At 47.7% G+C, this 21,870-nt stretch carries 23 protein-coding genes; 16 read left to right on the plus strand and 7 right to left on the minus strand.

The annotated features are described in order from the left end of the window. Positions 1 to 151: 151 nt before the first annotated feature. Complete coding sequence (gene rpsU, locus ACWA50_RS12515; protein ID WP_034614227.1) at positions 152 to 367, minus strand: 30S ribosomal protein S21; 216 nt, start codon at positions 365 to 367, stop codon at positions 152 to 154. A gap of 241 nt (positions 368 to 608) precedes the next feature. On the opposite strand from rpsU, the gene tsaD reads away from it, so the two are divergent. Then, positions 609 to 1,628: a tRNA (adenosine(37)-N6)-threonylcarbamoyltransferase complex transferase subunit TsaD gene (gene tsaD, locus ACWA50_RS12520; RefSeq protein ID WP_431053028.1), complete on the plus strand. Its 1,020-nt coding sequence runs from the start codon at positions 609 to 611 to the stop codon at positions 1,626 to 1,628. A gap of 29 nt (positions 1,629 to 1,657) precedes the next feature. Beyond that, entirely contained in the window at positions 1,658 to 2,176 is a 519-nt protein-coding gene (locus tag ACWA50_RS12525; protein WP_431053030.1) for an HdeD family acid-resistance protein, read from the plus strand. Between the two features lie 51 nt (positions 2,177 to 2,227). Here ACWA50_RS12525 and ACWA50_RS12530 read toward each other — a convergent pair whose 3' ends face one another. Further along, the gene (locus tag ACWA50_RS12530) at positions 2,228 to 3,055 is read right to left on the minus strand and encodes a glycerophosphodiester phosphodiesterase (RefSeq protein WP_431053032.1); all 828 of its coding nucleotides are present in this window, start codon (positions 3,053 to 3,055) and stop codon (positions 2,228 to 2,230) included. Between the two features lie 214 nt (positions 3,056 to 3,269). Here ACWA50_RS12530 and ACWA50_RS12535 point away from each other — a divergent pair, with 214 nt between their 5' ends. The 5 genes from ACWA50_RS12535 to ACWA50_RS12555 are packed head-to-tail and all read left to right on the plus strand — an operon-like array spanning position 3,270 to position 8,334. Next, entirely contained in the window at positions 3,270 to 4,340 is a 1,071-nt protein-coding gene (locus tag ACWA50_RS12535) for an ABC transporter ATP-binding protein (protein WP_431053034.1), read from the plus strand. Continuing rightward, on the plus strand, positions 4,337 to 5,206 hold the full coding sequence (locus ACWA50_RS12540) for an ABC transporter permease (RefSeq protein WP_431053036.1): 870 nt from the start codon (positions 4,337 to 4,339) through the stop codon (positions 5,204 to 5,206). The genes ACWA50_RS12535 and ACWA50_RS12540 overlap by 4 nt, the downstream gene beginning before the upstream one ends. Then, entirely contained in the window at positions 5,203 to 6,045 is an 843-nt protein-coding gene (locus ACWA50_RS12545; RefSeq protein WP_431053038.1) for an ABC transporter permease, read from the plus strand. The genes ACWA50_RS12540 and ACWA50_RS12545 overlap by 4 nt, the downstream gene beginning before the upstream one ends. Positions 6,046 to 6,084: 39 nt before the next feature. Beyond that, positions 6,085 to 7,170, plus strand: coding sequence for an extracellular solute-binding protein (locus ACWA50_RS12550; protein ID WP_431053040.1), 1,086 nt, complete (start codon positions 6,085 to 6,087; stop codon positions 7,168 to 7,170). Positions 7,171 to 7,194: 24 nt separating this feature from the next. Beyond that, positions 7,195 to 8,334 carry an ROK family protein gene (locus tag ACWA50_RS12555; RefSeq protein ID WP_431053042.1) on the plus strand — a complete coding sequence of 380 codons (1,140 nt, stop codon included), beginning with the start codon at positions 7,195 to 7,197 and terminating at the stop codon, positions 8,332 to 8,334. A gap of 70 nt (positions 8,335 to 8,404) precedes the next feature. On the opposite strand, the gene plsY is transcribed toward ACWA50_RS12555, so the two are convergent. Next, positions 8,405 to 9,004 carry a glycerol-3-phosphate 1-O-acyltransferase PlsY gene (gene plsY, locus ACWA50_RS12560; RefSeq protein WP_431053044.1) on the minus strand — a complete coding sequence of 200 codons (600 nt, stop codon included), beginning with the start codon at positions 9,002 to 9,004 and terminating at the stop codon, positions 8,405 to 8,407. Between the two features lie 135 nt (positions 9,005 to 9,139). Between plsY and folB the strand changes: the two genes are divergently transcribed. Both folB and ACWA50_RS12570 read left to right on the plus strand, forming a co-directional pair. Beyond that, the gene (gene folB / locus ACWA50_RS12565; RefSeq protein ID WP_431054245.1) at positions 9,140 to 9,496 is read left to right on the plus strand and encodes a dihydroneopterin aldolase; all 357 of its coding nucleotides are present in this window, start codon (positions 9,140 to 9,142) and stop codon (positions 9,494 to 9,496) included. Position 9,497: 1 nt separating this feature from the next. Next, positions 9,498 to 10,397, plus strand: coding sequence for a DMT family transporter (locus ACWA50_RS12570; protein ID WP_431054246.1), 900 nt, complete (start codon positions 9,498 to 9,500; stop codon positions 10,395 to 10,397). Here ACWA50_RS12570 and ACWA50_RS12575 read toward each other — a convergent pair. Next, positions 10,383 to 11,102 (minus strand): HAD-IA family hydrolase, encoded by a 720-nt coding sequence (locus tag ACWA50_RS12575; RefSeq protein WP_431053046.1) that lies wholly within the window; start codon positions 11,100 to 11,102, stop codon positions 10,383 to 10,385. The two genes, ACWA50_RS12570 and ACWA50_RS12575, sit on opposite strands and share 15 nt — an antisense overlap. Positions 11,103 to 11,335: 233 nt before the next feature. Between ACWA50_RS12575 and ACWA50_RS12580 the strand changes: the two genes are divergently transcribed. Further along, positions 11,336 to 11,554 carry a type II toxin-antitoxin system RelE/ParE family toxin gene (locus tag ACWA50_RS12580; protein ID WP_431053048.1) on the plus strand — a complete coding sequence of 73 codons (219 nt, stop codon included), beginning with the start codon at positions 11,336 to 11,338 and terminating at the stop codon, positions 11,552 to 11,554. A gap of 84 nt (positions 11,555 to 11,638) precedes the next feature. Then, positions 11,639 to 11,929 (plus strand): addiction module antidote protein, encoded by a 291-nt coding sequence (locus tag ACWA50_RS12585; RefSeq protein ID WP_431054247.1) that lies wholly within the window; start codon positions 11,639 to 11,641, stop codon positions 11,927 to 11,929. Between the two features lie 51 nt (positions 11,930 to 11,980). On the opposite strand, the gene aspA is transcribed toward ACWA50_RS12585, so the two are convergent. Beyond that, positions 11,981 to 13,402, minus strand: coding sequence for an aspartate ammonia-lyase (aspA, locus tag ACWA50_RS12590; RefSeq protein WP_431053050.1), 1,422 nt, complete (start codon positions 13,400 to 13,402; stop codon positions 11,981 to 11,983). A gap of 233 nt (positions 13,403 to 13,635) precedes the next feature. Between aspA and ACWA50_RS12595 the strand changes: the two genes are divergently transcribed. From ACWA50_RS12595 to groL, 3 genes are all read left to right on the plus strand, one after another. After that, positions 13,636 to 14,106: an FxsA family protein gene (locus ACWA50_RS12595; protein ID WP_431053052.1), complete on the plus strand. Its 471-nt coding sequence runs from the start codon at positions 13,636 to 13,638 to the stop codon at positions 14,104 to 14,106. Between the two features lie 130 nt (positions 14,107 to 14,236). Further along, the gene (locus ACWA50_RS12600) at positions 14,237 to 14,527 is read left to right on the plus strand and encodes a co-chaperone GroES (protein ID WP_431053054.1); all 291 of its coding nucleotides are present in this window, start codon (positions 14,237 to 14,239) and stop codon (positions 14,525 to 14,527) included. Between the two features lie 43 nt (positions 14,528 to 14,570). Next, positions 14,571 to 16,211 (plus strand): chaperonin GroEL, encoded by a 1,641-nt coding sequence (gene groL, locus ACWA50_RS12605; protein WP_431053056.1) that lies wholly within the window; start codon positions 14,571 to 14,573, stop codon positions 16,209 to 16,211. Between the two features lie 92 nt (positions 16,212 to 16,303). On the opposite strand, the gene ACWA50_RS12610 is transcribed toward groL, so the two are convergent. Together ACWA50_RS12610 and ACWA50_RS12615 are read right to left on the minus strand one after the other, a co-directional pair. Beyond that, positions 16,304 to 18,163: an SLC13 family permease gene (locus ACWA50_RS12610; protein ID WP_431053058.1), complete on the minus strand. Its 1,860-nt coding sequence runs from the start codon at positions 18,161 to 18,163 to the stop codon at positions 16,304 to 16,306. A 93-nt stretch (positions 18,164 to 18,256) separates the two neighbouring features. Further along, positions 18,257 to 18,715, minus strand: a complete 459-nt coding sequence (locus ACWA50_RS12615; RefSeq protein WP_431053060.1) for a LexA family protein — start codon at positions 18,713 to 18,715, stop codon at positions 18,257 to 18,259. 344 nt (positions 18,716 to 19,059) lie between these two features. Here ACWA50_RS12615 and sstT point away from each other — a divergent pair, with 344 nt between their 5' ends. Together sstT and modF are read left to right on the plus strand one after the other, a co-directional pair. Then, positions 19,060 to 20,319 carry a serine/threonine transporter SstT gene (sstT, locus tag ACWA50_RS12620; RefSeq protein WP_431053062.1) on the plus strand — a complete coding sequence of 420 codons (1,260 nt, stop codon included), beginning with the start codon at positions 19,060 to 19,062 and terminating at the stop codon, positions 20,317 to 20,319. 82 nt (positions 20,320 to 20,401) lie between these two features. After that, positions 20,402 to 21,856: a molybdate ABC transporter ATP-binding protein ModF gene (modF, locus tag ACWA50_RS12625; protein WP_431053064.1), complete on the plus strand. Its 1,455-nt coding sequence runs from the start codon at positions 20,402 to 20,404 to the stop codon at positions 21,854 to 21,856. The last annotated feature ends 14 nt before the right edge of the window (positions 21,857 to 21,870 follow it).

A 21,870-nucleotide genomic window follows, 5' to 3' on the forward strand; every position in this document is an offset into this window, starting at 1 on the left:
TGCAATTGCTCCGTGATAAGGGCTTATTCAGCAACGAAACAGAAATCGATAAAAAGGAAGAAAGCATATAGAATAAAACCGTGAAGCCTGAGGGATCACGGTTCTATCGAATTTTAGCATTCAACCGCCAAGTGCGGTCGCAAGCTGAAAATTAGTATAAACGAGTGTGACGTGCGTTTTCACGAGCCAATTTTTTCGCATGACGTTTTTGCGCGGACGCTTTTTCACGTTTACGGATTGTTGTTGGCTTTTCATAGAATTCACGGCTGCGAACTTCGGCTAAGATACCGGCTTTTTCGCATGAACGTTTGAAACGACGTAATGCAACGTCAAAGGATTCGTTTTCACGTACTTTAATTACAGGCATGTGCCATTCACCTCAAAGGAACTTTGTTATTTTAACGTAATTGCCGCAATTAAAGCGACAGGACTATATAAAGGTTTGCAATTCTAATGCAAAAGACGGGTAAAAGTCAAAGCAAAGTTTGCTTTTTTGCTAAAAATTTGCCCGCTGCTTAGCCTCGCGGAAAGAGAGAAAGGTTGCATAGAAATCGCGGCATAGTAGAATAATCGCTTATTCCAATACATTAGACCACAGGAACAAAAAAATGCGGATTTTAGGCATTGAAACCTCCTGCGATGAAACCGGCGTTGCGATTTACGATGAACGGCACGGCTTGATCGCCAACCAATTATACACGCAAATTGCGCTGCACGCCGATTACGGCGGGGTCGTGCCGGAACTTGCCTCGCGCGATCATATCCGCAAAACCGCGCCGCTGATTCAAGCCGCATTAAAAGAAGCCAACCTGACCGCCGCCGAGATTGACGGCGTGGCGTACACCGCCGGACCGGGTTTGGTCGGGGCGTTGTTGGTCGGTGCAACCATCGCCCGTTCGTTGGCGTATGCCTGGAATGTGCCGGCGTTGGGCGTACATCACATGGAAGGGCACTTGCTCGCGCCGATGTTGGAAAGCAATCCGCCTGGCTTTCCGTTTATCGCATTATTGGTCTCCGGCGGACATACCCAGTTGGTGCAAGTCGATGGCGTTGGGCAATATCAGTTATTGGGCGAATCCATCGACGATGCCGCCGGTGAAGCCTTCGACAAAACGGCTAAGTTGCTTGGTTTGGATTATCCTGGCGGCGCGGCATTGGCAAAATTGGCGCAAAAAGGCAACGTGCGGTTTAAATTTCCGCGCCCGATGACCGATCGTCCGGGCTTGGATTTCAGTTTCTCGGGCTTAAAAACCTTTGCCGCCAACACCATTGCAAACAATCCGAATGACGAACAAACCCGTGCCGATATTGCTTTCGCCTTTCAAGAAGCTGTGGTCGATACCCTAATGATCAAATGCCGCCGCGCCTTGCAACAAAGCGGCTTAAAACGCTTGGTGATCGCCGGCGGCGTCAGCGCCAATACCGCACTTCGCCACGGATTAGCCGAATTAATGCGGCAAATCGGCGGGGAAGTATTTTATCCGCAACCGCAATTTTGCACCGACAACGGCGCAATGATTGCTTACGCCGGATTTTTACGCTTAAAGAGCGGTCAGCAATCGGATTTGCGCATTGACGTGCGCCCGCGTTGGAATATGACGGAGCTTCCGCCGTTAACTTCCAGCTAATTTAATGATTTGATTAAACGAAAAAGGAAATGATGATGAAAAATTGGCACACTTGGTTAATAATCGGTTGTATTTCAATCCTGTTCGGGCTATTTGCGATTATCAATCCGTTCGCCGCCAGTATTGCGGTAGAACAATTGATTTCGTGGATTTTTATCGTGATCGGCTTGATTCAAATCTACTCGGCATGGAAAACCCAGCGTCTCTCTTGGGTGATGTTGTCCGGCGTAATCGGCTTGCTGGTCGGTTTGGTAATGTTGACTAATCCGCTTGAGACCTTGTTTTCGCTCACCGCCACGATTTCGATTTTATTGCTGTTAATCGGCGGCGCCAAATTGTTGGCGTCATGGCGCCTGCGTGCCACTCCGTTCTTCGGCTTCGTGATGTTTTCCGGCTTGCTTTCGATCCTGATTTCCATCGTTATCTTCGCCAATCTGCCGAACGCCGCCGCAATGCTGCTCGGTTTGCTGCTGGCGATCGAACTGATCTCCAACGGCATTTCACTGCTTACCTATGCGGTGATTATCAAGAAAATGGAACAGGAATAAAGCGTAGAAAGGGGGATATATTCCCCCGTTTCGCAACCGCTTTTTTGAAAGCTAATAATAGTTTTTACCCGCTTTTTCAATCAGCTTGCATAAATACGGAATATCATCATGGCTGAGCATATCAATCAGCCCTTCGCGCAGCCAGCCGATAATTTCGCTTTCCACATCAAAACCGTATTTTTGATTATAGACTTGAGTGATTTCCATCTCAGGCGGCGATTCGTGCAGATATAAACGCACCGATAAACCGGCTTTTTTATAGGCGATCAAATCGTCACGGTGAATATAATGGTATTCGACACACACGCTATCGGCATTTGAGGCTAAAACCGCCTCCAATTGCTTGTTATAACGTGCCAGTGTCACCACTTGCAATTTCACCTGCGGCACAATCGTTTTAACACGGTTGATCAGAACGTGATCGAACGCCAACAACAAAACATTATCCAGCGCTTCGGTTTCCAACAACAATGCCGCCAGCACTTCGGCGCAACGTTGATGGTGCTGTTTTTGCTTCACTTCCAATACCAGTCCGACATTGTTTGCCACCGCCCATAACAGCACTTCGCGCAGCTCGGGCAATTTAGTACCGGCAAATTCAGTGCCGAATTTAACCCCATAGTCATACTGTTGCAACTCCGCCAACGTCATCTGCTCAATATAACCGCTGCCGGTCGAAACCCGATCAATGGTGAAATCATGATGGACCACCAACTTTTCGTCTTTGGTCATGTGCACATCCAACTCCACCGTGTGCGTTCCCGCCGCCAGTGCCGCTTCGAACGCCGGCATGGTATTTTCCGGATAACGCGAACTGTATCCGCGGTGGCTGTTGGCTAAAATAATGCCTTGATCGGCAACAATAAAATTAAAACCCATTTTTTCCTCACTTAGTCTATCACTCATATTTGAATTTAATTATCAAATAATTGAAAACAAATTAGTAGCAATATACCAGATAAATGCGATCGAAATCACAAATTAAATAAAAATTTGAGTTTATTTTTTAAATCGTAATGAAACTGTCATATTTGTCCTGTATTATCGCAGCAACCAAGCCGTCCGGCTTACTGATTTCTTAATGGAGGAATGTATGGCAACTTTGACGATTAACAAAATCACCAAAAAATTTGGGGATTATTATGCGGCAAACAATATTTCGTTTACCGCTAACGAGGGGGAATTCGTTACCCTGCTCGGTCCGAGCGGCTGCGGCAAAACCTCGTTGCTGAAACTGATTGCCGGTTTTCATGTGCCGGACGCCGGTGAAATCCTGATCGACGGCAAAAACGTCAACAATGTGCCGCCGGAAAAACGCAACACGGCGATGTGCTTTCAATCCTATGCCCTGTTTCCCCATTTGAATGTGGCGCACAATATTTGCTATGGCTTGCAACAGCGCAAAATCGCCGCTGCGGAACAAAAAAACCGTTTGGATCTGGCGCTGAAACAGATGGATTTGGAACTGCACCGCCTGAAATTGCCCGGTCAGCTTTCCGGCGGACAACAGCAACGGGTCGCTTTAGCCCGCGCGATGGTCACCCGCCCCGACGTCATTCTATTCGATGAACCGCTATCAAACCTCGATGCCAAGCTGCGTGAAAGTGTGCGTTTTGAAATCAAACAACTTTCCCGCCAATATAATTTGACCAGTATTTACGTCACCCACGACCAAGCGGAGGCGCTGGCGATGTCAGACAAAATCATTGTGTTGAACAAAGGCAATATCGAACAAATCGGCACACCGGAAGAGATTTATTACCGCCCGAAAAACCGGTTTGTCGCCGATTTTATCGGCGTTGCCAACATCACCCGCGCCAAAGTGCGGTCTTGCGGCGAACAATTGTATCAGGTCAGTTCGGTATTCGGTGATTTTATCGTCGAATCGGAGATCACGCCGCAAGCCGAGTGGATTTATATCTGTTTCCGTCCCGAAGATGCGGAACTTTGCACGGATTCGACGGCGGAAAACCGCTTTAGCGCCGACATTCTGCAAACCGCATTCATGGGCAATTTAACCGAAATCCAAGCGCAAATCGAACGCGGCACAGAGAGTCAAAAAGTGCGGTTGCAAGTAAAAAACTTCTTGCAAATCCAAGGCAAAACCAAGCTGGATTTTCGCCTGCCGCGCACGGCAATTCACTTTTTGGAGGCGGTCTCATGAAAAATATCCGTAACGATCTCAAAGCGTGGTTGCTGCTCGGCAGCGGTTTAGGCACGATTTTATTGTTGATGGGATCGACCTTCTATATTGTGGTGGCGCAAAGTTTCGGGCTACACAACATCAACAATGCCGAACCGCACTTTACCCTCGAATTCTGGCGTATCGTACTGGCGGATTCTACCTTTCAAAAATCGCTGACGTATTCGGTTAAGGTTTCGCTGCTCGGGGCGATTTTCTCGATTATCGTGTCCTACCCCATCGCCATGTGGCTGCGCAGACCGATTGCGGGCAAAGTCGTTATTATCACTATTTTGCGGGCGCCAATGCTGGTGCCGGGTTTGGTTGCGGCATTTCTGTTTATCAACGTGATTTCCTATCACGGCATTCTGAACGAATCGCTGGTGTGGCTGGGTATCTGGGACGAACCCAAATCGCTGCAAAATGATGAATTCGGCTGGGGCGTGGTGATTTTACAGATGTGGAAAAACATTCCGTTTGCGCTGATTCTGATCGGCGGTGCGGTCAACGGGCTAAAAAACGATCTGCTCGATGCTGCCGCCAATCTCGGTTCGAATGCGTGGCAGCGTTTCCGTTATGTCATTTTTCCGATGACGTTGGGCGCGGTGCAAGTGGCGTTCGTATTAATTTTTATCGGCGCATTGGGCGACTTCGCTTTCTATACCATTGCCGGACCGCGCAGCACCTATTCGTTGGCACGGCTCATGCAAATGACCGCTTACCAATTTGAAGAATGGAATCAAAGTGCGGTGATCGCCATGATGATTATGCTGACTTCCGCCTTCTTCACTATCTTGATTTCCGTCCTTATCCGTCCGCTGGCAACCAAACGGGGAGACATCAAATGAGCCAAGTTAAAACCAAAAACGGCAGACTGATTGCCAACATTTCTTTGACCTTTTTTATTCTCGTCAACGTGGTTTGGCTGGTGATTCCGTTGCTGATGGCGGGGTTATGGTCGCTGGTCGATCCGGAGCACCCATGGAGCTATCCGGATATATTGCCGCAATCGCTTTCGTTCGCCCGCTGGTTCGAGGTTTGGGAAAATACCGCCCTGCCGGAAGCCATGCTGAACAGTTACACCATCGCACCCGCCGTTTCCGCGTTGGCAATTGCGCTGGCTTTGCCGACGGCTTACGCTTTCGGACGTATGGATTTCCGTGGTAAAAAAATCGCCGAAATGCTGACCCTGATCCCTTTGGTGATCCCCGGCATGATTATCGCGCTATTTTTCAGTGCGGTGTTGATCGATTTAGAGATTCGCAGCCCGTTTGTCGGTATTGTCATCGGGCACACCGTGATGACCTTGCCCTATGCGATCCGTATTTTGTCCGCCGGTTTTTCCTCCGTGCCGCAGGATTTGATCGACGCCAGCCGTGACTTGGGTGCGTCACGTATCACCACGTTTAAAGACGTGTATTTACCGATGTTAAAACCGAGTTTTCTCGCCTCGATTATTTTCTGTCTGGTAAAAAGTATCGAAGAGTTTTCCATTTCATTCGTCATCGGATCGCCTGATTTCATCACGGTACCGACGATTCTGTATTCGTTCTTGGGTTATTCGTTTGTGCGCCCGAACGCAGCGGTAGTGTCGTTAATCCTGTTGATTCCGAATATTATTTTATTGTTGATTATCGAAAAATTGCTGAAAGGCAACTACCTTTCACAATCCGGCGGTAAAGGCTGATGGTCATTCACCGTTTTTATCCATAAAAAGGAGCTATATATGCGTTATTTAAAAAAAATGACTCAACTGGGTTTAGCCGTTTCAACCTTAGCACTGGCCAGCGTATCCCATGCTGATTCGCTCGCCGGAAAATCGTGGGCGGAAATCGAAACCCTTGCCAAACAAGAAGGCGAAGTGACGTTCAGCGTTTGGTATCTGCAACCGGCTTGGCGTAGCGTCGTCAAAGACTTTGAACGGCAATACGGCATCAAAGTGCGGATTCCCGAAGGTACGCTGGACGGTAACGTCAATAAGCTGATTGCCGAGAAAAATCTGACCCCGGGCAAAATGGACATCATCGCCATCTCTGCCGATCGGGTCAATATCGTCAATAATTTTGATGTTGCCACCGATCTCAGCGGCTTACCGCACTTTGACAAGCTTAACCACTATTTGCAAGGCGTGGATCTGGGCAACAACGCCATCGGCTTTTGGGGCAACCAAACCGGTCTGGCGTATGATCCATTACGGGTGAAAGCGGAAGAGTTGCCGCAAACTTGGCAGCAAATGGAAGCCTATATCCAAAATAATCCGAAAAAATTCGGTTATTCCGATCCAAACGGCGGCGGTTCGGGCAATGCCTTTATCCAACGCGCGATTGTTTACACCTCCGGCGACTATGATTACCAACAGCCGAATGTGGATAACGAACAAGTCAAAAAATGGCAGGCGGCCTGGCAGTGGTTTAGAGACAATAGCGCCAACATGACCCGCACGTCGTCAAACGCCGACAGCCTGACCCGTTTGAACGACGGCGAATTAAACCTGGTTGCCGCATGGCAAGATCACCTGTTCAGCCTGCAACAGCAAGGCGCAATCACCAAACGGCTGCAATTTTATGTGCCGGAGTTCGGCATGTTGGGCGGCGGCAATGCCGTTATCGTAGCCAAAAATGCGCCGCATCCGGCTGCGTCATTGCTGTTCACCCAATGGGTAACATCGCCTGAAACCCAACAAAAATTGAGCGGACATTTCGGCGTGCGCCCGTTAAGCAGCGAATCAGGCAAAAAAGACATCGTCGGGTTCTCCGCCGATTGGGCGAAAGCACAAGTGCTCGGCTTCACCAAAGAAGTGGTTTCTCACTAGAATCCTGCCGCAGAATAGGGGATAATGCGTTATCCCCTTTTAACCAATGATCGGATCACCATGTCTAAAACCGCTTATTTCAGCTTTGATTTACGTCCCAGCCAAAAATTATTACTCAATTTAATCCGTCAATATTCGCCGTCCCGTGCCGAATTAAGCCAGCTTTCCGGTTTAACGCCCGGCGCCGTCACCCAATATTGCCGTGAACTGATGTTTTCAGGGTTAATCAAAGAGGGAGATAAAATTGTCGGTAAACGCGGTTTGCCGTCGTACCATTTAGAACTGAATCCGACCGGCTGTTGTTCTGTCGGCGTATCTTTTTCCGAAGAGTATTTCGATGTATCGATTGTCGATCTCTGCGGCAAAAAACTGGCGACCTACAGCGAAAAATACCAAAACGCTGATCACTTCGAACAAATCGTGCGGCAGATCAAAAGTGCGGTTTTCACCTTATTGGAAAAGAAATTTCTGACCACCGCACGTATTCTGGGCATAGGCTATGCCGTGCCCGGCTATCTGCTGGCAGACGGATCACGCTCTTCCCCTTGGCTGCCGGTGCTGCAACACAAACCGGATTTATCTGCGATCTTCGAACAACAACTGGGACTGCCGACATGGGTGGAAAACAATACTAACGTCAGTGCAATCGGCGAATTTTATTCCGGCAACTGGAATAAAATCAAAGATATGACCGTAATCAGCATTGATTACGGTTTGGGCGCCGGTATCATCACGCAAGGCAAACTGACCAAAGGCGGCTTCGGCAATGCCGGTGAAATCGGCGCGTTTTTCCCGAGCGGCGATCAGCGCCCGACCTGGAAAGATTTGAAAAAAACCTTGCGCGCCGCCGATTTGCCGCTCGAACAATTGGATGAATTAATCGCCACACAACACCCGATTATCGAACAGTGGCTACAGCGTGTCTGTGAGCAGCTGCAATTGGTCATTCAATCGGTTCTTTACTGGCTCGATCCGGAAGTGATCGTTATCACCGGACTGCTACCGCCGGCATTGAGCGACAAAATCATCGCCAAAATCAAACAATCGCCGCTCTACCAAGATCCGCCGAACAAACCTAAACCGATTTTATATTGCCCCGACAATAACATCGAAAGCATTTCACTCGCCGCCGCTTGTTTACCGATTTATCATTTGCTGAATTGAGAGTTGCCAATTGATAAAATGCAACCGCCGCAAGACAAAAAAGCGATAGTGATAAGAAAAATCGCCAAAATCACTTCCGCTTAAACTTATCCCACATCTTCCCTTCTTGCCCGCGCCACAGGCGTTGGATATTTTCGTGGTGGCGGTAGATTAACAAACAGCAAACCAAGGCAACCGGAAAAGTGAATTCCGGTTTGAACAGATAAACATATAACGGCACTAAAAGTGCGGTGATGATGGCGCTGAGGGAGGAGTAGCCGCTGATTAAAAACACCAACAACCAAGTGCCGAACATGCTGCCGGCGACTCCCCATGCGATTGGCGCAATTGCCCCGAACGCGGTGGCAACGCCTTTGCCGCCTTTGAAGCCGAAAAAGATCGGAAAACAGTGCCCCAAACAGGCGGCAAGCGCCACCATGCCCAGTTCAAATTGGGTCAGATTTAAATAATACCCCGCCCAAACCGGCAACATCCCTTTCAACAGGTCGAATAACAACACCGCTGCCGCCGCCCATTTTCCGCCGTTGCGCAACACATTGGTCGCCCCGGGATTGCCCGAACCGGCGGTGCGCGGATCGGGCAATCCGGCAAGGCGTGAAATCAGAATTGCACTGGAAATCGATCCGATTAAATAGGCAAAAATCATATAAAAAACCGCAAACAGGCTCATAGCGACCTCGTAAAATCGACAATAAAATGCAGAATGCCATTCATTGTACCCAAAATTGGTGGCATAATCTGCGTTAAATTTTCTATTTCGAGCAAAATGAGCAAAATGAGCAAAATGAGCAAAATGAGCAAAAAAATGTACGATACCATTTTTATTGAAAAATTAACTGTGTTCGCCACCATCGGCGTTTACGATTGGGAGCAGCAGATTAAACAGAAACTGGTGTTTGATCTGGAAATGGCATGGGACAGCAGCCGAGCGGCGGCGACTGACAATGTGCAATATTGTTTAAATTATGCCGACGTCAGCCAATTTATTTCGGATTATGTCAGTAGCAAGCCGTTTTTGCTGATTGAAACCGTCGCGTATCAGGTTGCCGAACAGTTACAACAGCGCTTTGCCATTCCGTGGCTGAAGTTGAAACTCAGCAAGCCAAGTGCGGTGGCGCAAGCGGCGGCAGTTGGAATTATCGTCGAACGGGGACAGCGTTAAGGTGTTGTACGGCTATTTAGGCTTGTTATTTGCCGCGCTGTTTTGGGGCGGCAATTTTATGTTCGGCAAAATCATTAGCAGCGAGATTTCGCCGATTGTACTGAATTTCAGCCGTTGGTTTCCGGCGGCGCTGATTTTGTTGCTCCTGTTTCGCCGTCAAGTGCAAGCCAGCCTGCCGTTACTGCGCCGTTACTGGTTGCTGCTGACCGCACTTGGCGTGTTAGGCATTATTTTCTTTCCGGTTTTTCTCTATCAAGGCTTGCTCACCACCACCGCGCTCAACGCCAGCATTTACCTTGCCGCCGTGCCGATGGCAACCTTATTGCTCAACCGTTTGCTGTTTCGCGATCCGATCGAAACCCGCATGTTACTCGGTGCCTTGTTAAGTTTTGCCGGTGTGTTGTATCTTTTGGTGCAAGGCGAACCGAGTAATATTCTGCGGTTGAATATCAATATCGGTGATCTGTGGGCGATTGGCTCGGCATTGAGTTGGGCACTGTACTGCGCGATTGTGCGCCTGAAACCGCCGCAACTGGGCAACGCTGCGTTTGTTACTGCGCTGGTTACTTTGGGCATGCTGCTGTTCACGCCGGTCTATTTGTTTGCCGTTGCACAAGGGCAAAGTGCGGTTTATGCCGAATTAAATGCCGCGCAATGGGGCATTATCGCCTATCTGATTCTGTTTCCGTCGATTTTATCCTATGTGTTTTGGAACTACGGCATTAGTGTGGTCGGCTCGGCAAAAGGCGCAAGTTTCACCAACGCCGTGCCGCTGTTTGCGGCGGTGTTGAGTATTTTGGTGTTGCGCGAACCGATTCGGGTTTACCATTTAATCAGCAGCTTATTGATTATCGCCGGTTTACTGTTGTGCAACCGTAAGGCTTGCTCACGCCAAGCGTAGCAACTGGCTCAAATCGGTTAATTCCAGCGTCGGCAAGTTACGGCTCTGTGGGTTTGAATGCAGATGATCGTCCGTGAGATTGAGCCAAACCGCCTGACAACCGGCCTGAATCGCACCTTGTACATCGGTTTGCAGATTATCGCCGATATGTAAAATCTGCTCTGACCGCACGTTAAAGTAGCGTGCCGTCTGCTCAAACAGATCGAAGTGCGGTTTTGCCCTGCCGTGTTCGCCACCGCGTAAACATAAGCTGAAGTGATCCAAGCCGATTTTTTGCGGATCAACATTGCCGTTGGTGATCGCCGCCAGCGGATAACGCTGTGCCAAATAATTTAGGATTTCCAAACTCTGTGACGGCACGCTAATTTGATGTCGCCAATGCACGAAATGCGCCATCACCTGCGTGATAATCGGCTCAATCTTATCGGCGGAAACCGCACTTTGCCGTAACAACCATTCAAGTGCGGTGATCCGCCACCGCACCACATCTTCGCTCAACAACGGATCAGCCAGCGCAACCGCACTTTTCACCTCACGCCAACGCTCTTTCAACAGCTCAGCCGGCAAGTGCGGTAATGCCAAACGTTGCAACACCGCTAAAAACTGCGTTTCCGCTTCCATAATCACGGCATGGTTATCATATAAGGTATCATCCAAATCAAAACTGATGATCTTGAACGGCTGTAGCTGGCGGTAAAAACGCATAAGTGATCCTAAATAATAAATCAAGCCGCTATTATGCCATTAATTCGTCAAGTGCGGTTTAAAAAAGAAATTTCAATTTTGCGATCGGGATCGAAAGAAAAATCAGTGGCAAAAGACGGCAAGAAAAAAAACCGTAAGCTCGAAATTTCTCATTTTGGCAATCGGTTATTACTATTATTTAACTCTTGTCATAATGTAATCTACAGATTACAATCAATAGGAATTGAAAATCGATGAATATGATTTTACAAAGCGAATTGTTTAAAAAATGGTTCGCACAACTCAAGGATAAAACAGCTGTGGCGCTGATTAGCCGCCATTTAGACCGAGCCAAACTTGGCAATTTCGGCGATTATAAATCCTTAGGCAGCGGCATTTTTGAAATGCGGATTGACACCGGCAAAGGCTACCGAATTACTATACACAAGAAGGTAAAATCACTTACTTGCTGATTATCGGTGGCGATAAAAGCACGCAACAGCAAGATATTGCACGCGCTAAACAACTTTGGGCAGATTATAGACAGGAGAAAAAGCATGCAATTTACTGAATTTGATGCCGCTGAATATTTCACTGATGAAGAAACCATTGCGATTTATCTCACCGATGCGCTGACAAACGGTTCGGAAGAGGAATTTATTTTAGCGCTTAAAAATGTTGCGCGCGCCAGAGGGATAACCCAACTGGCAAAAGACACCGGGTTAGCACGCGAAAGCCTGTATAAGACCCTTTCCGGCGAGAGCAAACCGCGTTTTGAAACTATCAATAAAATTGCTGCAGCTTTAGGTTTAAACGTGGTTTTCACACCAAAATCGGTAGCGCTTTAGCTAAAATCCCCTGATATTGCTGTCAGGGGATTCTCTGCTACCGTTTAAAATCTATTCCTCAATCGCTTTCGCTTTGTATTTCGGGTTCATCAGGTTTTCCGGTGATAAAATATCGTCCAATTCGGCTTCGGTCAGCAAACCTTTTTCCAGCACCACGTCTTTCACGCTTCTGCCGGTGGTGGCGCAAATCTTACCGATCAGATCGCCGTTATGGTGACCGATAAACGGGTTGAGATAAGTAATAATCCCAATTGAATTAAATACATAGCTTTCGCAAATTTCTTTATTGACCGTGATCCCGTCAATACATTTATCGCGTAAATTGACGCAGGCATTGGTCAGTAAGGAGATGGTTTCGAACATCGCTTGCCCGATGACCGGCTCCATCACGTTAAGTTGCAACTGCCCGGCCTCCGCGGCGAAAGTGACGGTCATATCATTACCAAACACTTTGAAACAAACTTGGTTGACCACTTCCGGAATCACCGGGTTGACTTTTGCCGGCATAATCGATGAACCGGCTTGCAATTCCGGCAGGTTGATTTCATTCAAACCGGCGCGCGGCCCGGATGAAAGCAAACGTAAGTCATTGCATACTTTGGATAATTTCACGGCGGTGCGTTTCAGTGCGCCGTGCACCATCACATATGCGCCACAGTCGGAAGTCGCCTCAATCAAGTTTTTCGAGGAAGTGCAATTCAAACCGCTGACTTCCGCCAGGTAACGGGTTGCCAATGCCGAATAGCCGCTTGGCGTATTGACGCCGGTACCGATTGCAGTCGCGCCCAAATTGACTTCCAGTAACAATTTGGCGGCGTGGGCGACGTTCAAGATTTCCTCTTCAACCAACACCGCAAAGGCTTGGAATTCCTGACCGACACTCATCGGCACGGCGTCTTGCAATTGGGTGCGCCCCATTTTCAAAACACCGGAAAATTCTTCGGCTTTTTGTTCGAATCCTTTTCTCAAGTAACGCAACTTTTCAACCAATTTCATCAAACTGTTATAAACCGCAATGCGGAAGCCGCTCGGGTAAGCATCATTGGTCGATTGGCTGGCATTGACGTGATCCATTGGATCGAGATATTGATATTCGCCCTTTTGGTGCCCCATCAACTCTAAAGCCAAATTGGCAATCACTTCATTGGTGTTCATATTCACCGACGTGCCGGCGCCGCCCTGAAATACATCGGACGGGAATTGATCCAGACAACGCCCTTTCTCCAACACTTCATCACAAGCGGCGATAATCGCATTGGCAATTTTTTTCGGGATCACTTTCAGCTCGACATTCGCCATTGCCGCCGCTTTTTTCACCATCACCATACCGCGTACGAATTCCGGAATATCGGAAATCACCGCATTGGAAATCTTAAAATTCTCCACCGCTCTGAGGGTGTGAATGCCCCAATAAACCTCTGCCGGCACCGCTCTTTCACCCAATAAATCTTTTTCCATTCTTACCGCTGTCATATTGTTTTCTCCTCTGCTTATAGGGTTGCTCAATTAAGTTTGAATCCTGTTTTAATACTATCTGGGGACTATTCTATTCCTTTAAAAACTTTGATCATCGGATATAAATTGATTGTATTGATTAGTTTTTCTAATCCGAATTTAGTTCTTGATAAGCTTGAAAAGTGCGGTTTTTGCCTCAATACTAATCAATATGATCGATGACTGAGGCTCAATGCTGAGTGAGGTAAAATATGCCATTGTTAATTCTGCTAGCGATTTTCGGGATTTATGTTTATCTGGAATTGTCGCTGTTGATCACGATTGGCAGTGCAATCGGGGTTTTCCCGCTAATTCTGTTGCTGATTGTCTCGTCAATGATCGGTTTGGCATTAATCCGTCTGCGCGGTTGGTACACGCTCAGCCGTGTGTCGCAGCAATTGCGCCAAGGGGAAATGCCGACTCACAGTTTGGTGCAAACCGCACTTTGGCTGCTGGCCGGGATTCTGTTTATTATTCCCGGACTGCTGAGCGACCTAGTGGCAATTCTGCTACTGCTGCCGTTCAGCGCCACGCTGTTTGAAAAACTCATAGCGAAAAAAATCCGTTCCTTTACGTTTGTCAGCGGTTTCGGACAAAGCCAACCTCAACGCCATCATGCTGAAGAGACGATTTTTGAAGCGGAATATGACAAAAAAGCCGACGATGACAAACGCTTGCCGTAATTTTTTTATTTTGTCCCTTGAAACTCTCAAACCGCGCCCATATTAAGGTTTCACAACTACCGCACTGATTTTTAGTTTTTATCGGTGCGTTTACTTATCTATCATTATAACTAACCAGGAGAAAATTAAGATGAATATTCGTCCGTTACATGACCGTGTGATTATCAAACGTGAAGAAGTGGAAACCCGTTCGGCCGGTGGTATCGTCCTGACCGGTTCCGCCGCCACTAAATCCACCCGTGCTAAAGTATTGGCGGTGGGCAAAGGTCGCATTTTGGAGAACGGCACTGTACAGCCGTTAGACGTTAAAGTCGGCGACACCGTGATCTTTAACGAAGGCTACGGCGTGAAAAGCGAAAAAATCGACGGTGAAGAAGTGTTGATTATCTCTGAAAACGATATTTTAGCTATCGTAGAATAAAACATTGATTTTAATATTACTATTTAAATAAAAGGAATATAACATGGCAGCAAAAGACGTTAAATTTGGTAACGACGCTCGCGTAAAAATGTTGGCGGGCGTGAACGTATTGGCAGATGCAGTAAAAGTAACGTTAGGCCCGAAAGGCCGTAACGTGGTGTTGGATAAAGCCTTCGGCGCACCAACCATCACCAAAGACGGCGTATCGGTCGCTCGTGAAATCGAATTGGAAGATAAATTCGAAAATATGGGTGCGCAAATGGTGAAAGAAGTTGCCTCTAAAGCCAACGATGCCGCCGGTGACGGCACCACCACCGCAACCGTATTGGCGCAAGCGATTGTCAATGAAGGGCTGAAAGCGGTTGCCGCCGGAATGAACCCGATGGATCTGAAACGCGGGATCGACAAAGCCGTGGTCGCTGCGGTTGATGAGTTGAAAAAACTGTCTGTCCCTTGTGCCGATTCGAAAGCGATTGAACAAGTGGGTACAATCTCTGCCAACTCCGACACTATCGTGGGTAAATTAATCGCCGAAGCAATGGACAAAGTCGGTAAAGAAGGCGTGATTACCGTTGAAGACGGCAGCGGCTTGGAAGACGAGTTAAACGTAGTTGAAGGTATGCAATTCGATCGCGGTTACTTATCGCCGTATTTCATCAACAAACCGGAAACCGGCAGTGTCGAATTGGAAAATCCGTACATTTTATTGGTTGATAAAAAAATCTCTAATATCCGCGAATTATTGCCGGTATTAGAAGCCGTTGCCAAAGCAGGCAAACCGCTGTTTATCGTCGCCGAAGACGTGGAAGGCGAAGCGTTGGCAACCTTGGTGGTCAACACCATGCGCGGGATCGTGAAAGTGGCTGCGGTGAAAGCGCCGGGCTTTGGTGACCGTCGTAAAGCGATGTTGCAAGATATTGCCGTGTTAACCGCCGGTACCGTGATTTCCGAAGAGATCGGGATGGAACTGGAAAAAGCCACGATCGAAGAATTGGGTCAAGCCAAACGTGTAGTGATCACCAAAGACAACACCACCATTATCGACGGAATCGGTGATCAAGCGCAAATCAGCGGACGTGTGGCACAAATTCGTCAGCAAATCGAAGAATCTTCTTCCGATTACGACCGTGAAAAACTGCAAGAGCGCGTTGCCAAACTGGCAGGCGGCGTTGCGGTAATCAAAGTCGGTGCGGCAACGGAAGTGGAAATGAAAGAGAAAAAAGCGCGTGTTGAAGATGCGTTGCACGCAACCCGTGCTGCAGTCGAGGAAGGCGTGGTTGCCGGCGGCGGCGTGGCATTGGTGCGCGTAGCGGCAAAATTAGCCAACTTGACCGGTGATAACGAAGAGCAAAATGTCGGGATCAAACTGGCATTGCGCGCGATGGAAGCGCCATTACGTCAAATCGTGACCAACGCCGGCGAAGAAGCCTCAGTGGTGGCACGCAACGTGAAAGACGGTGAAGGCAACTACGGTTACAACGCCGCGACCGAAGTGTATGGCGACATGGTTGAAATGGGAATTTTAGATCCGACCAAAGTGACCCGTTCTGCGTTACAATTCGCAGCATCTATCGCCGGCTTGATGATCACCACCGAGTGTATGATCACCGAGTTACCAAAACCTGAAACCCCGGATATGGGCGCAGGCATGGGCGGCATGGGTGGAATGGGCGGCATGATGTAACCGCACTTTCACTGATTAAAAGCCTAACAAACCCGATAACACATTGCGTTATCGGGTTTTTGTTTGCCAAAATGAAAATATTACGGACAATTTTAACCAAATAAAATCGGTACGACCAACACCGTCGCAACCATCACAATAATGGTAAACGGCACACCGATTTTGAGGAAGTCTGAGAATTTATAACCGCCCGGCCCTAACACCATGGTATTGACCGGCGATGAAACCGGAGTCATAAAGGCAGCCGAAGCCGCAACGGCAACTGTAATCACAAACGGCAGCGGTGACGTCTGCAATTCGTTTGCCAATGCCACGGCGATCGGCGTCATTAAAATTGCCGTCGCAGTATTGGAAATAAACAAACCGACTGAGGCGCATAAAATAAACAAACTGACCAAAATCGCATGAATCCCCCACTCGCCGACCAAATTCAACAAGCCGTTGACTGCCAAACCAATTCCACCGGTTTTATCCAATGCAATTGCAAACGGCATCATGCCGACAATCAGAATCAGACTTGGCCAATGTACTGAATTATAGGCACTTTGTGCGTCAATACAGCGAAATTTTGCCATCATCAAACACGCAATCAACGCCGCAATCACATTCGGAACTAAGCCCGTCACCATCAAAATAACCATGGTAAGCACTGATAAAATCGCATGGGGCGCTTGGCTTAGTGCCGGTGCAACCCGATCAATCTCGCTCGGATAATTCAGCATAAAAAAATCCTGATTACTGCCGCGCAATTCATTGATCTGTTTCCATTCACCAATCACCAGATATTGATCCCCGGTGCTAATCTCCACATCACCGAGATCACTGGTAATCAATTTATTGCCGCGCTTGACGCCGGCAACAATCAGCCCGTATTTATTTTGAAATTCAATTTGCCGGATCGTTTTGCCTAAGTTGACACTCTCCGGAATCGGAGAAATTTCTGCCATTCCCACCGATTTCGACTTCTCACTAAAATAGTTACCGCGCACCGCCATCGGTTTAAGTTTGTATTGCTCACAAAAAGACAGCCAATCCAAACCGTTGTCTGCCAAATCAAGCAACAGGATATCTTTTTCATTCAGCTCGGTTAACGCGGAAGCGGTAACCACAATATGCCGAATCCGCCGCCAGCGTTCGACCGCCACCACTAAAATATTGTATTTGGAATGCAGGTGCAGCTCATCCAGGGTTTTGCCGATCAAGGGGGAACCCGGCATAATCAATGCCTGTTTAGAACGCCCTTGCAATTGATAACTGATAATCAAATCATTCATCGAAGTGCGGTTATAGTTGGCTTTGGTATGATCGCCACTATCACCGCGATCCAACAAACGACGCGCCACCAACATATAGCCAATCCCCAATACCAACACCATTAAGCCGATCGGCGTAAAAGAAAAAAAACTCAGTGGCGCTTGCCCGGCACGCACTAATTCGGCATTGGCAATCAAATTGGGCGGGGTGGCGATTAAAGTCATCATCCCGCTGATCAAACCCGCAATACTCAACGGCATCATCAGGCGTTTCGGCGAAATATTCATCTGCGAGCAGATTGCCAGCACCACCGGAATAAAAATTGCGACAATACCGGTTGAACTCATAAATGCGCCAAGTCCGGCAACCGCCAACATTAATAACACTAAAATTTTGACTTCGTTGTTTTTTGCCGCCTTGATCAACCCTTCGCTGACTTGATATGCCACCCCGGTACGCAGCAACCCCTCGCCGACCACAAACAGTAAGGCAATCAAAATCACATTCGGGTCGCTGAAACCGCTCAAGATTTCCGGCACGGTTAAAATCCCGCTCAGGCTAAATGCAATCATCAACAGTAAGGCGACGGCATCCATACGCAATTTATTGGTCATAAACAGCCAGATGGCAAGCAATAAAAACAGTAATACCAAAAACAACGGCGGATTAAATGACCAGATTTGCGTCAACCAAGACATGAATACTACTCCAAACTCAATATTGCGGGATTTACTTTTTGCTTACTATAGCATAGATAGCAAGGCAACTTGAGCCGGAATCAAAAAATTATCTTATGCCGCTTTACGTCCGCGAAATTGGTGAATGGTATTGGTTACCACCCCGCGTATTGCCAATTCCTGCAACGAAGCGACATATAAATTGGCATGTTTCGAATCCAAGGAAAAAAAGATCAACGCTTCTGCTTGCGCGGAAAAAAATTCATATAATTGAAAACCGTTGTCTTGTTCTATCACCACTAAATCACCCGGCTCGATCGGCGATTGCTCCTCAATCACCAACATATCGCCTTGCCCGATTCCCCATGAGGTCAAATTCGGGTTCGTCACGCGCATAAAAAAAGTTTGTTTGGGTTTTTTAATACAGTATAAATTCAAATCCATTTTGTATTTAACCGCACTTTGCTGATCAAAGTGGAACTGATTTTGCCGATGATCATCGTATAACGGCATTGGTTGGTAGGAATAACTTCCATTACTCAAGTTTGCTTGATTATTCATTGCGTTATACATTTCCGAACCTCTGCATTTAACTGATTGGTGATTAAGTTGGTACTGCCCGCAAGCGCACTGTTTTTATATACAGTGATTTATACTGTATATAAAAACAGTAATCAAGTGTTTTTTTAGGATGATACTGAAAAAATCCAAACAAGATCAAAAACACCGCCTTATCAGCCGCAATACTTTAGCAAATCGTTAAAAAAAGCGGACAAAAACCGACATAATCCCAATAAAACCCGACTTTATTTAATTTTATGTTTTATTCTTAAAAATTTTGCGCTAATCTTAGGTTCGATCTCGTATCAGAGACGATGTAAAAAGACAATTCCATCCACCATAAAAAGAAGAAAACTATGAGTAACTCAAATCACTTTTTAACCAAACTTTTGTTTCAAGGCAGTTTGATTACCAAAATCGCGATTGGTCTCGTACTCGGGATCATCGTCGGTTTAATCACTCATCCCCTCGCGCCGAGCCTCGGCTTCAATCTTGCCGAAAGCGTCAGCATCTTAGGAACCTTGTTTGTGCGTGGCTTGCGTGCCATTGCGCCGATTCTGGTGTTTATTCTGGTGCTGTCCGCAATCGCCAACCGTAAACCAAGCGAGGCGGAACACAATAGCAGCACAATGAAATCAATCATTATTTTGTATATCGCCGGCACCTTCTTGGCAGCATTGACCGCGGTGATCGCCAGCTTTCTGTTCCCGACCCAATTGACGTTGGTGACCGGTGACGCCCAATTAAGCCCGCCGCAAAATGTCAGTGATGTGATTATCACCGTACTGATGAACATTGTCGACAACCCGATTCAAGCCTTGTTTAATGCGAATTATATCGGCATTCTGGCATGGGCAATCGGTTTAGGTATCGCATTACGCCATGCTTCCGACAGCACCAAACGGATTATTCATGAATTGGCGGAAGCGGTCACCATGATTGTGAAAGTCGTGATCGCTTTCGCACCGTTCGGGGTTTTCGGTTTAGTTGCCGCGGCAATGGCAGATAAAGGACTGGAAGAATTAGGTGCCTATGCCCGCCTGATTTATGTGCTGGTCGGTTCAATGCTGTTTGTTGCCTTTGTTATCAACCCGATTCTGGTCTTCTGGAAAATCCGCCGCAATCCGTATCCATTGATTTGGACCGCTGTGCGTGAAAGCGGCTTGACCGCCTTCTTCACCCGTAGCTCCGCCGCCAATATTCCGGTGAATATGAACTTGGCAAAACGCTTAAATTTGAGCGAAGAAGTCTATTCCGTTTCAATTCCGTTGGGCGCCACCATCAATATGGCCGGTGCTGCGGTAACGGTGACGGTATTAACCTTAGCCGCCGTCGCCACCCTTGGCATTCAAGTGAGCTTTGCTACCGCACTGTTACTCAGCGTGGTTGCCAGCGTGTGTGCCTGCGGTGCTTCCGGGGTTGCCGGCGGTTCATTATTGCTGATTCCGTTGGCGTGTAGCCTGTTCGGGATTCCGAATGACATTGCGGTGCAGGTGATCGGCGTTGGCTTTATTATCGGTGTGATTCAAGATTCGGTCGAAACCGCCTTGAACTCCTCCACTGACGTGGTGTTTACCGCTGCGGCCGATCTTGCGGAACAACGCAAAAACGGTTAGTTTTATCTAATCCTGAAAAAGCGAATCCATCGTTCAGCGCGGATTCGCTTTTTTATTTAGCTTAATTTCGTAGAGAAAATCGATGTCAGCCATTCAATTACAGCAAGCCGAAATAAAAATCACCAGTAAACTACGCCTGAAAATTGATGATTTTCAGCTTAAATGCCATGAATTTGCGGTGATCGTCGGGCATAACGGCAGCGGCAAAAGCACTCTGGCAAAATTTTTGGCGCAGAAAAATTCGCCTTATTCGGGGACATACCACAATCACTTTGAACGGGTCAGCCTGTTATCGTTCGAGCAACAGCAACAATTAATTGAGCAAATCTACCGCGATCTGAATAACGACTGCGTCGATCCGGATTACCACGGCAGAACGGCGGCAGAAGTGATTTTAGCCGGGCAACCAGACAAGCATGGATTAATCGAATTGGCGGAAAAATTGCACATCACCGCCCTATTGGATCGCCCGTTCAAATTGCTCTCCACCGGCGAAGGACGCAAAGTGTTGCTGGCAAGCGCCTTAATCAGCCAACCGCACTTGCTGATTTTAGACGAACCGTTTGAAGGCTTGGATCACGCTTCGCAAACTTTCTGGCAGCAATTATTAGCCGATCTGTGCCAACAAATGACGGTGATTTTAATTATCAACCGCCTGAATGATATTCCGCCGCAAGCAGACAGTATTGCGATGTTGAACCAATGCAAACTGCTACAGCAGGCAAGTGCGGTTAAAATGCTCGCCAGCCCGGTGTTTCAACAGCTGCGCAATGCCGAAAGTGCGGTCTGCCAACCGGTTCCCGCCGCCGCCCAAGCGCCGCAAACCCTCCCCGCTCACTTGGAATATGTGTTTGATCTGCAAAACGTCACTGTCCGTTACGGCGAAAAAACCATACTTAACGGTTTGAACTGGCAAGTCAAAACGGGCGAAAATTGGTGGATTAAAGGCCCGAACGGTTGCGGCAAATCAACCTTGTTGTCTTTAATCAGCGGCGATCACCCGCAAGCCTTTTGCAATGCGGTGAAAATTTTCGGCAAACAGCGCGGTAGCGGCGAAACCGTATGGGACATTAAACAGAAAATCGGCTTTCTCAGCAACCAATTGCACTTGGATCATCAGGTCAATTGCAGTGCGCTGGACGTGATCGTCTCCGGTTATTTCGACTCTATCGGCATTTATCAAAAGATTCCTGACAGTCTGCGCCTGAATGCGTTACAATGGCTGGAACGGATTAAAATGCAGCCGTTTGCCAATGCGCCGTTCCGCTCGCTGTCTTGGGGGCAACAGCGCCTGTTGCTGATTGCACGCGCGCTGGTGAAACACCCGCCGATTTTAATTTTGGACGAACCGTTAATGGGGCTGGACGGAATCAATCGCCACCTGGTGCTGACCTTTATCGAACAATTGATCGACAACAGCCAAACCCAGTTACTGTTTGTGTCGCACCACCTTGAAGATCAACCGCAATGTATCAACCGCACTTTTGAATTTATTGCAAACGCAAGCGGTTACGCTTATTATCAAACGGATGTTTAATGTTTAACTCAATC

The organism is Testudinibacter sp. P17/SS/0325 (genome assembly GCF_053570765.1).

Coding starts and splice junctions, on each gene's coding strand:
- rpsU (WP_034614227.1), bottom strand. CDS start 367: ATGCCTGTAATTAAAGTACGTGAAAACGAATCCTTTGACGTTGCATTA.
- tsaD (WP_431053028.1), top strand. CDS start 609: ATGCGGATTTTAGGCATTGAAACCTCCTGCGATGAAACCGGCGTTGCG.
- ACWA50_RS12525 (WP_431053030.1), top strand. CDS start 1,658: ATGATGATGAAAAATTGGCACACTTGGTTAATAATCGGTTGTATTTCA.
- ACWA50_RS12530 (WP_431053032.1), bottom strand. CDS start 3,055: ATGGGTTTTAATTTTATTGTTGCCGATCAAGGCATTATTTTAGCCAAC.
- ACWA50_RS12535 (WP_431053034.1), top strand. CDS start 3,270: ATGGCAACTTTGACGATTAACAAAATCACCAAAAAATTTGGGGATTAT.
- ACWA50_RS12540 (WP_431053036.1), top strand. CDS start 4,337: ATGAAAAATATCCGTAACGATCTCAAAGCGTGGTTGCTGCTCGGCAGC.
- ACWA50_RS12545 (WP_431053038.1), top strand. CDS start 5,203: ATGAGCCAAGTTAAAACCAAAAACGGCAGACTGATTGCCAACATTTCT.
- ACWA50_RS12550 (WP_431053040.1), top strand. CDS start 6,085: ATGCGTTATTTAAAAAAAATGACTCAACTGGGTTTAGCCGTTTCAACC.
- ACWA50_RS12555 (WP_431053042.1), top strand. CDS start 7,195: ATGCGTTATCCCCTTTTAACCAATGATCGGATCACCATGTCTAAAACC.
- plsY (WP_431053044.1), bottom strand. CDS start 9,004: ATGAGCCTGTTTGCGGTTTTTTATATGATTTTTGCCTATTTAATCGGA.
- folB (WP_431054245.1), top strand. CDS start 9,140: ATGTACGATACCATTTTTATTGAAAAATTAACTGTGTTCGCCACCATC.
- ACWA50_RS12575 (WP_431053046.1), bottom strand. CDS start 11,102: ATGCGTTTTTACCGCCAGCTACAGCCGTTCAAGATCATCAGTTTTGAT.
- ACWA50_RS12580 (WP_431053048.1), top strand. CDS start 11,336: ATGAATATGATTTTACAAAGCGAATTGTTTAAAAAATGGTTCGCACAA.
- ACWA50_RS12585 (WP_431054247.1), top strand. CDS start 11,639: ATGCAATTTACTGAATTTGATGCCGCTGAATATTTCACTGATGAAGAA.
- aspA (WP_431053050.1), bottom strand. CDS start 13,402: ATGACAGCGGTAAGAATGGAAAAAGATTTATTGGGTGAAAGAGCGGTG.
- ACWA50_RS12595 (WP_431053052.1), top strand. CDS start 13,636: ATGCCATTGTTAATTCTGCTAGCGATTTTCGGGATTTATGTTTATCTG.
- ACWA50_RS12600 (WP_431053054.1), top strand. CDS start 14,237: ATGAATATTCGTCCGTTACATGACCGTGTGATTATCAAACGTGAAGAA.
- groL (WP_431053056.1), top strand. CDS start 14,571: ATGGCAGCAAAAGACGTTAAATTTGGTAACGACGCTCGCGTAAAAATG.
- ACWA50_RS12610 (WP_431053058.1), bottom strand. CDS start 18,163: ATGTCTTGGTTGACGCAAATCTGGTCATTTAATCCGCCGTTGTTTTTG.
- ACWA50_RS12615 (WP_431053060.1), bottom strand. CDS start 18,715: ATGTATAACGCAATGAATAATCAAGCAAACTTGAGTAATGGAAGTTAT.
- sstT (WP_431053062.1), top strand. CDS start 19,060: ATGAGTAACTCAAATCACTTTTTAACCAAACTTTTGTTTCAAGGCAGT.
- modF (WP_431053064.1), top strand. CDS start 20,402: ATGTCAGCCATTCAATTACAGCAAGCCGAAATAAAAATCACCAGTAAA.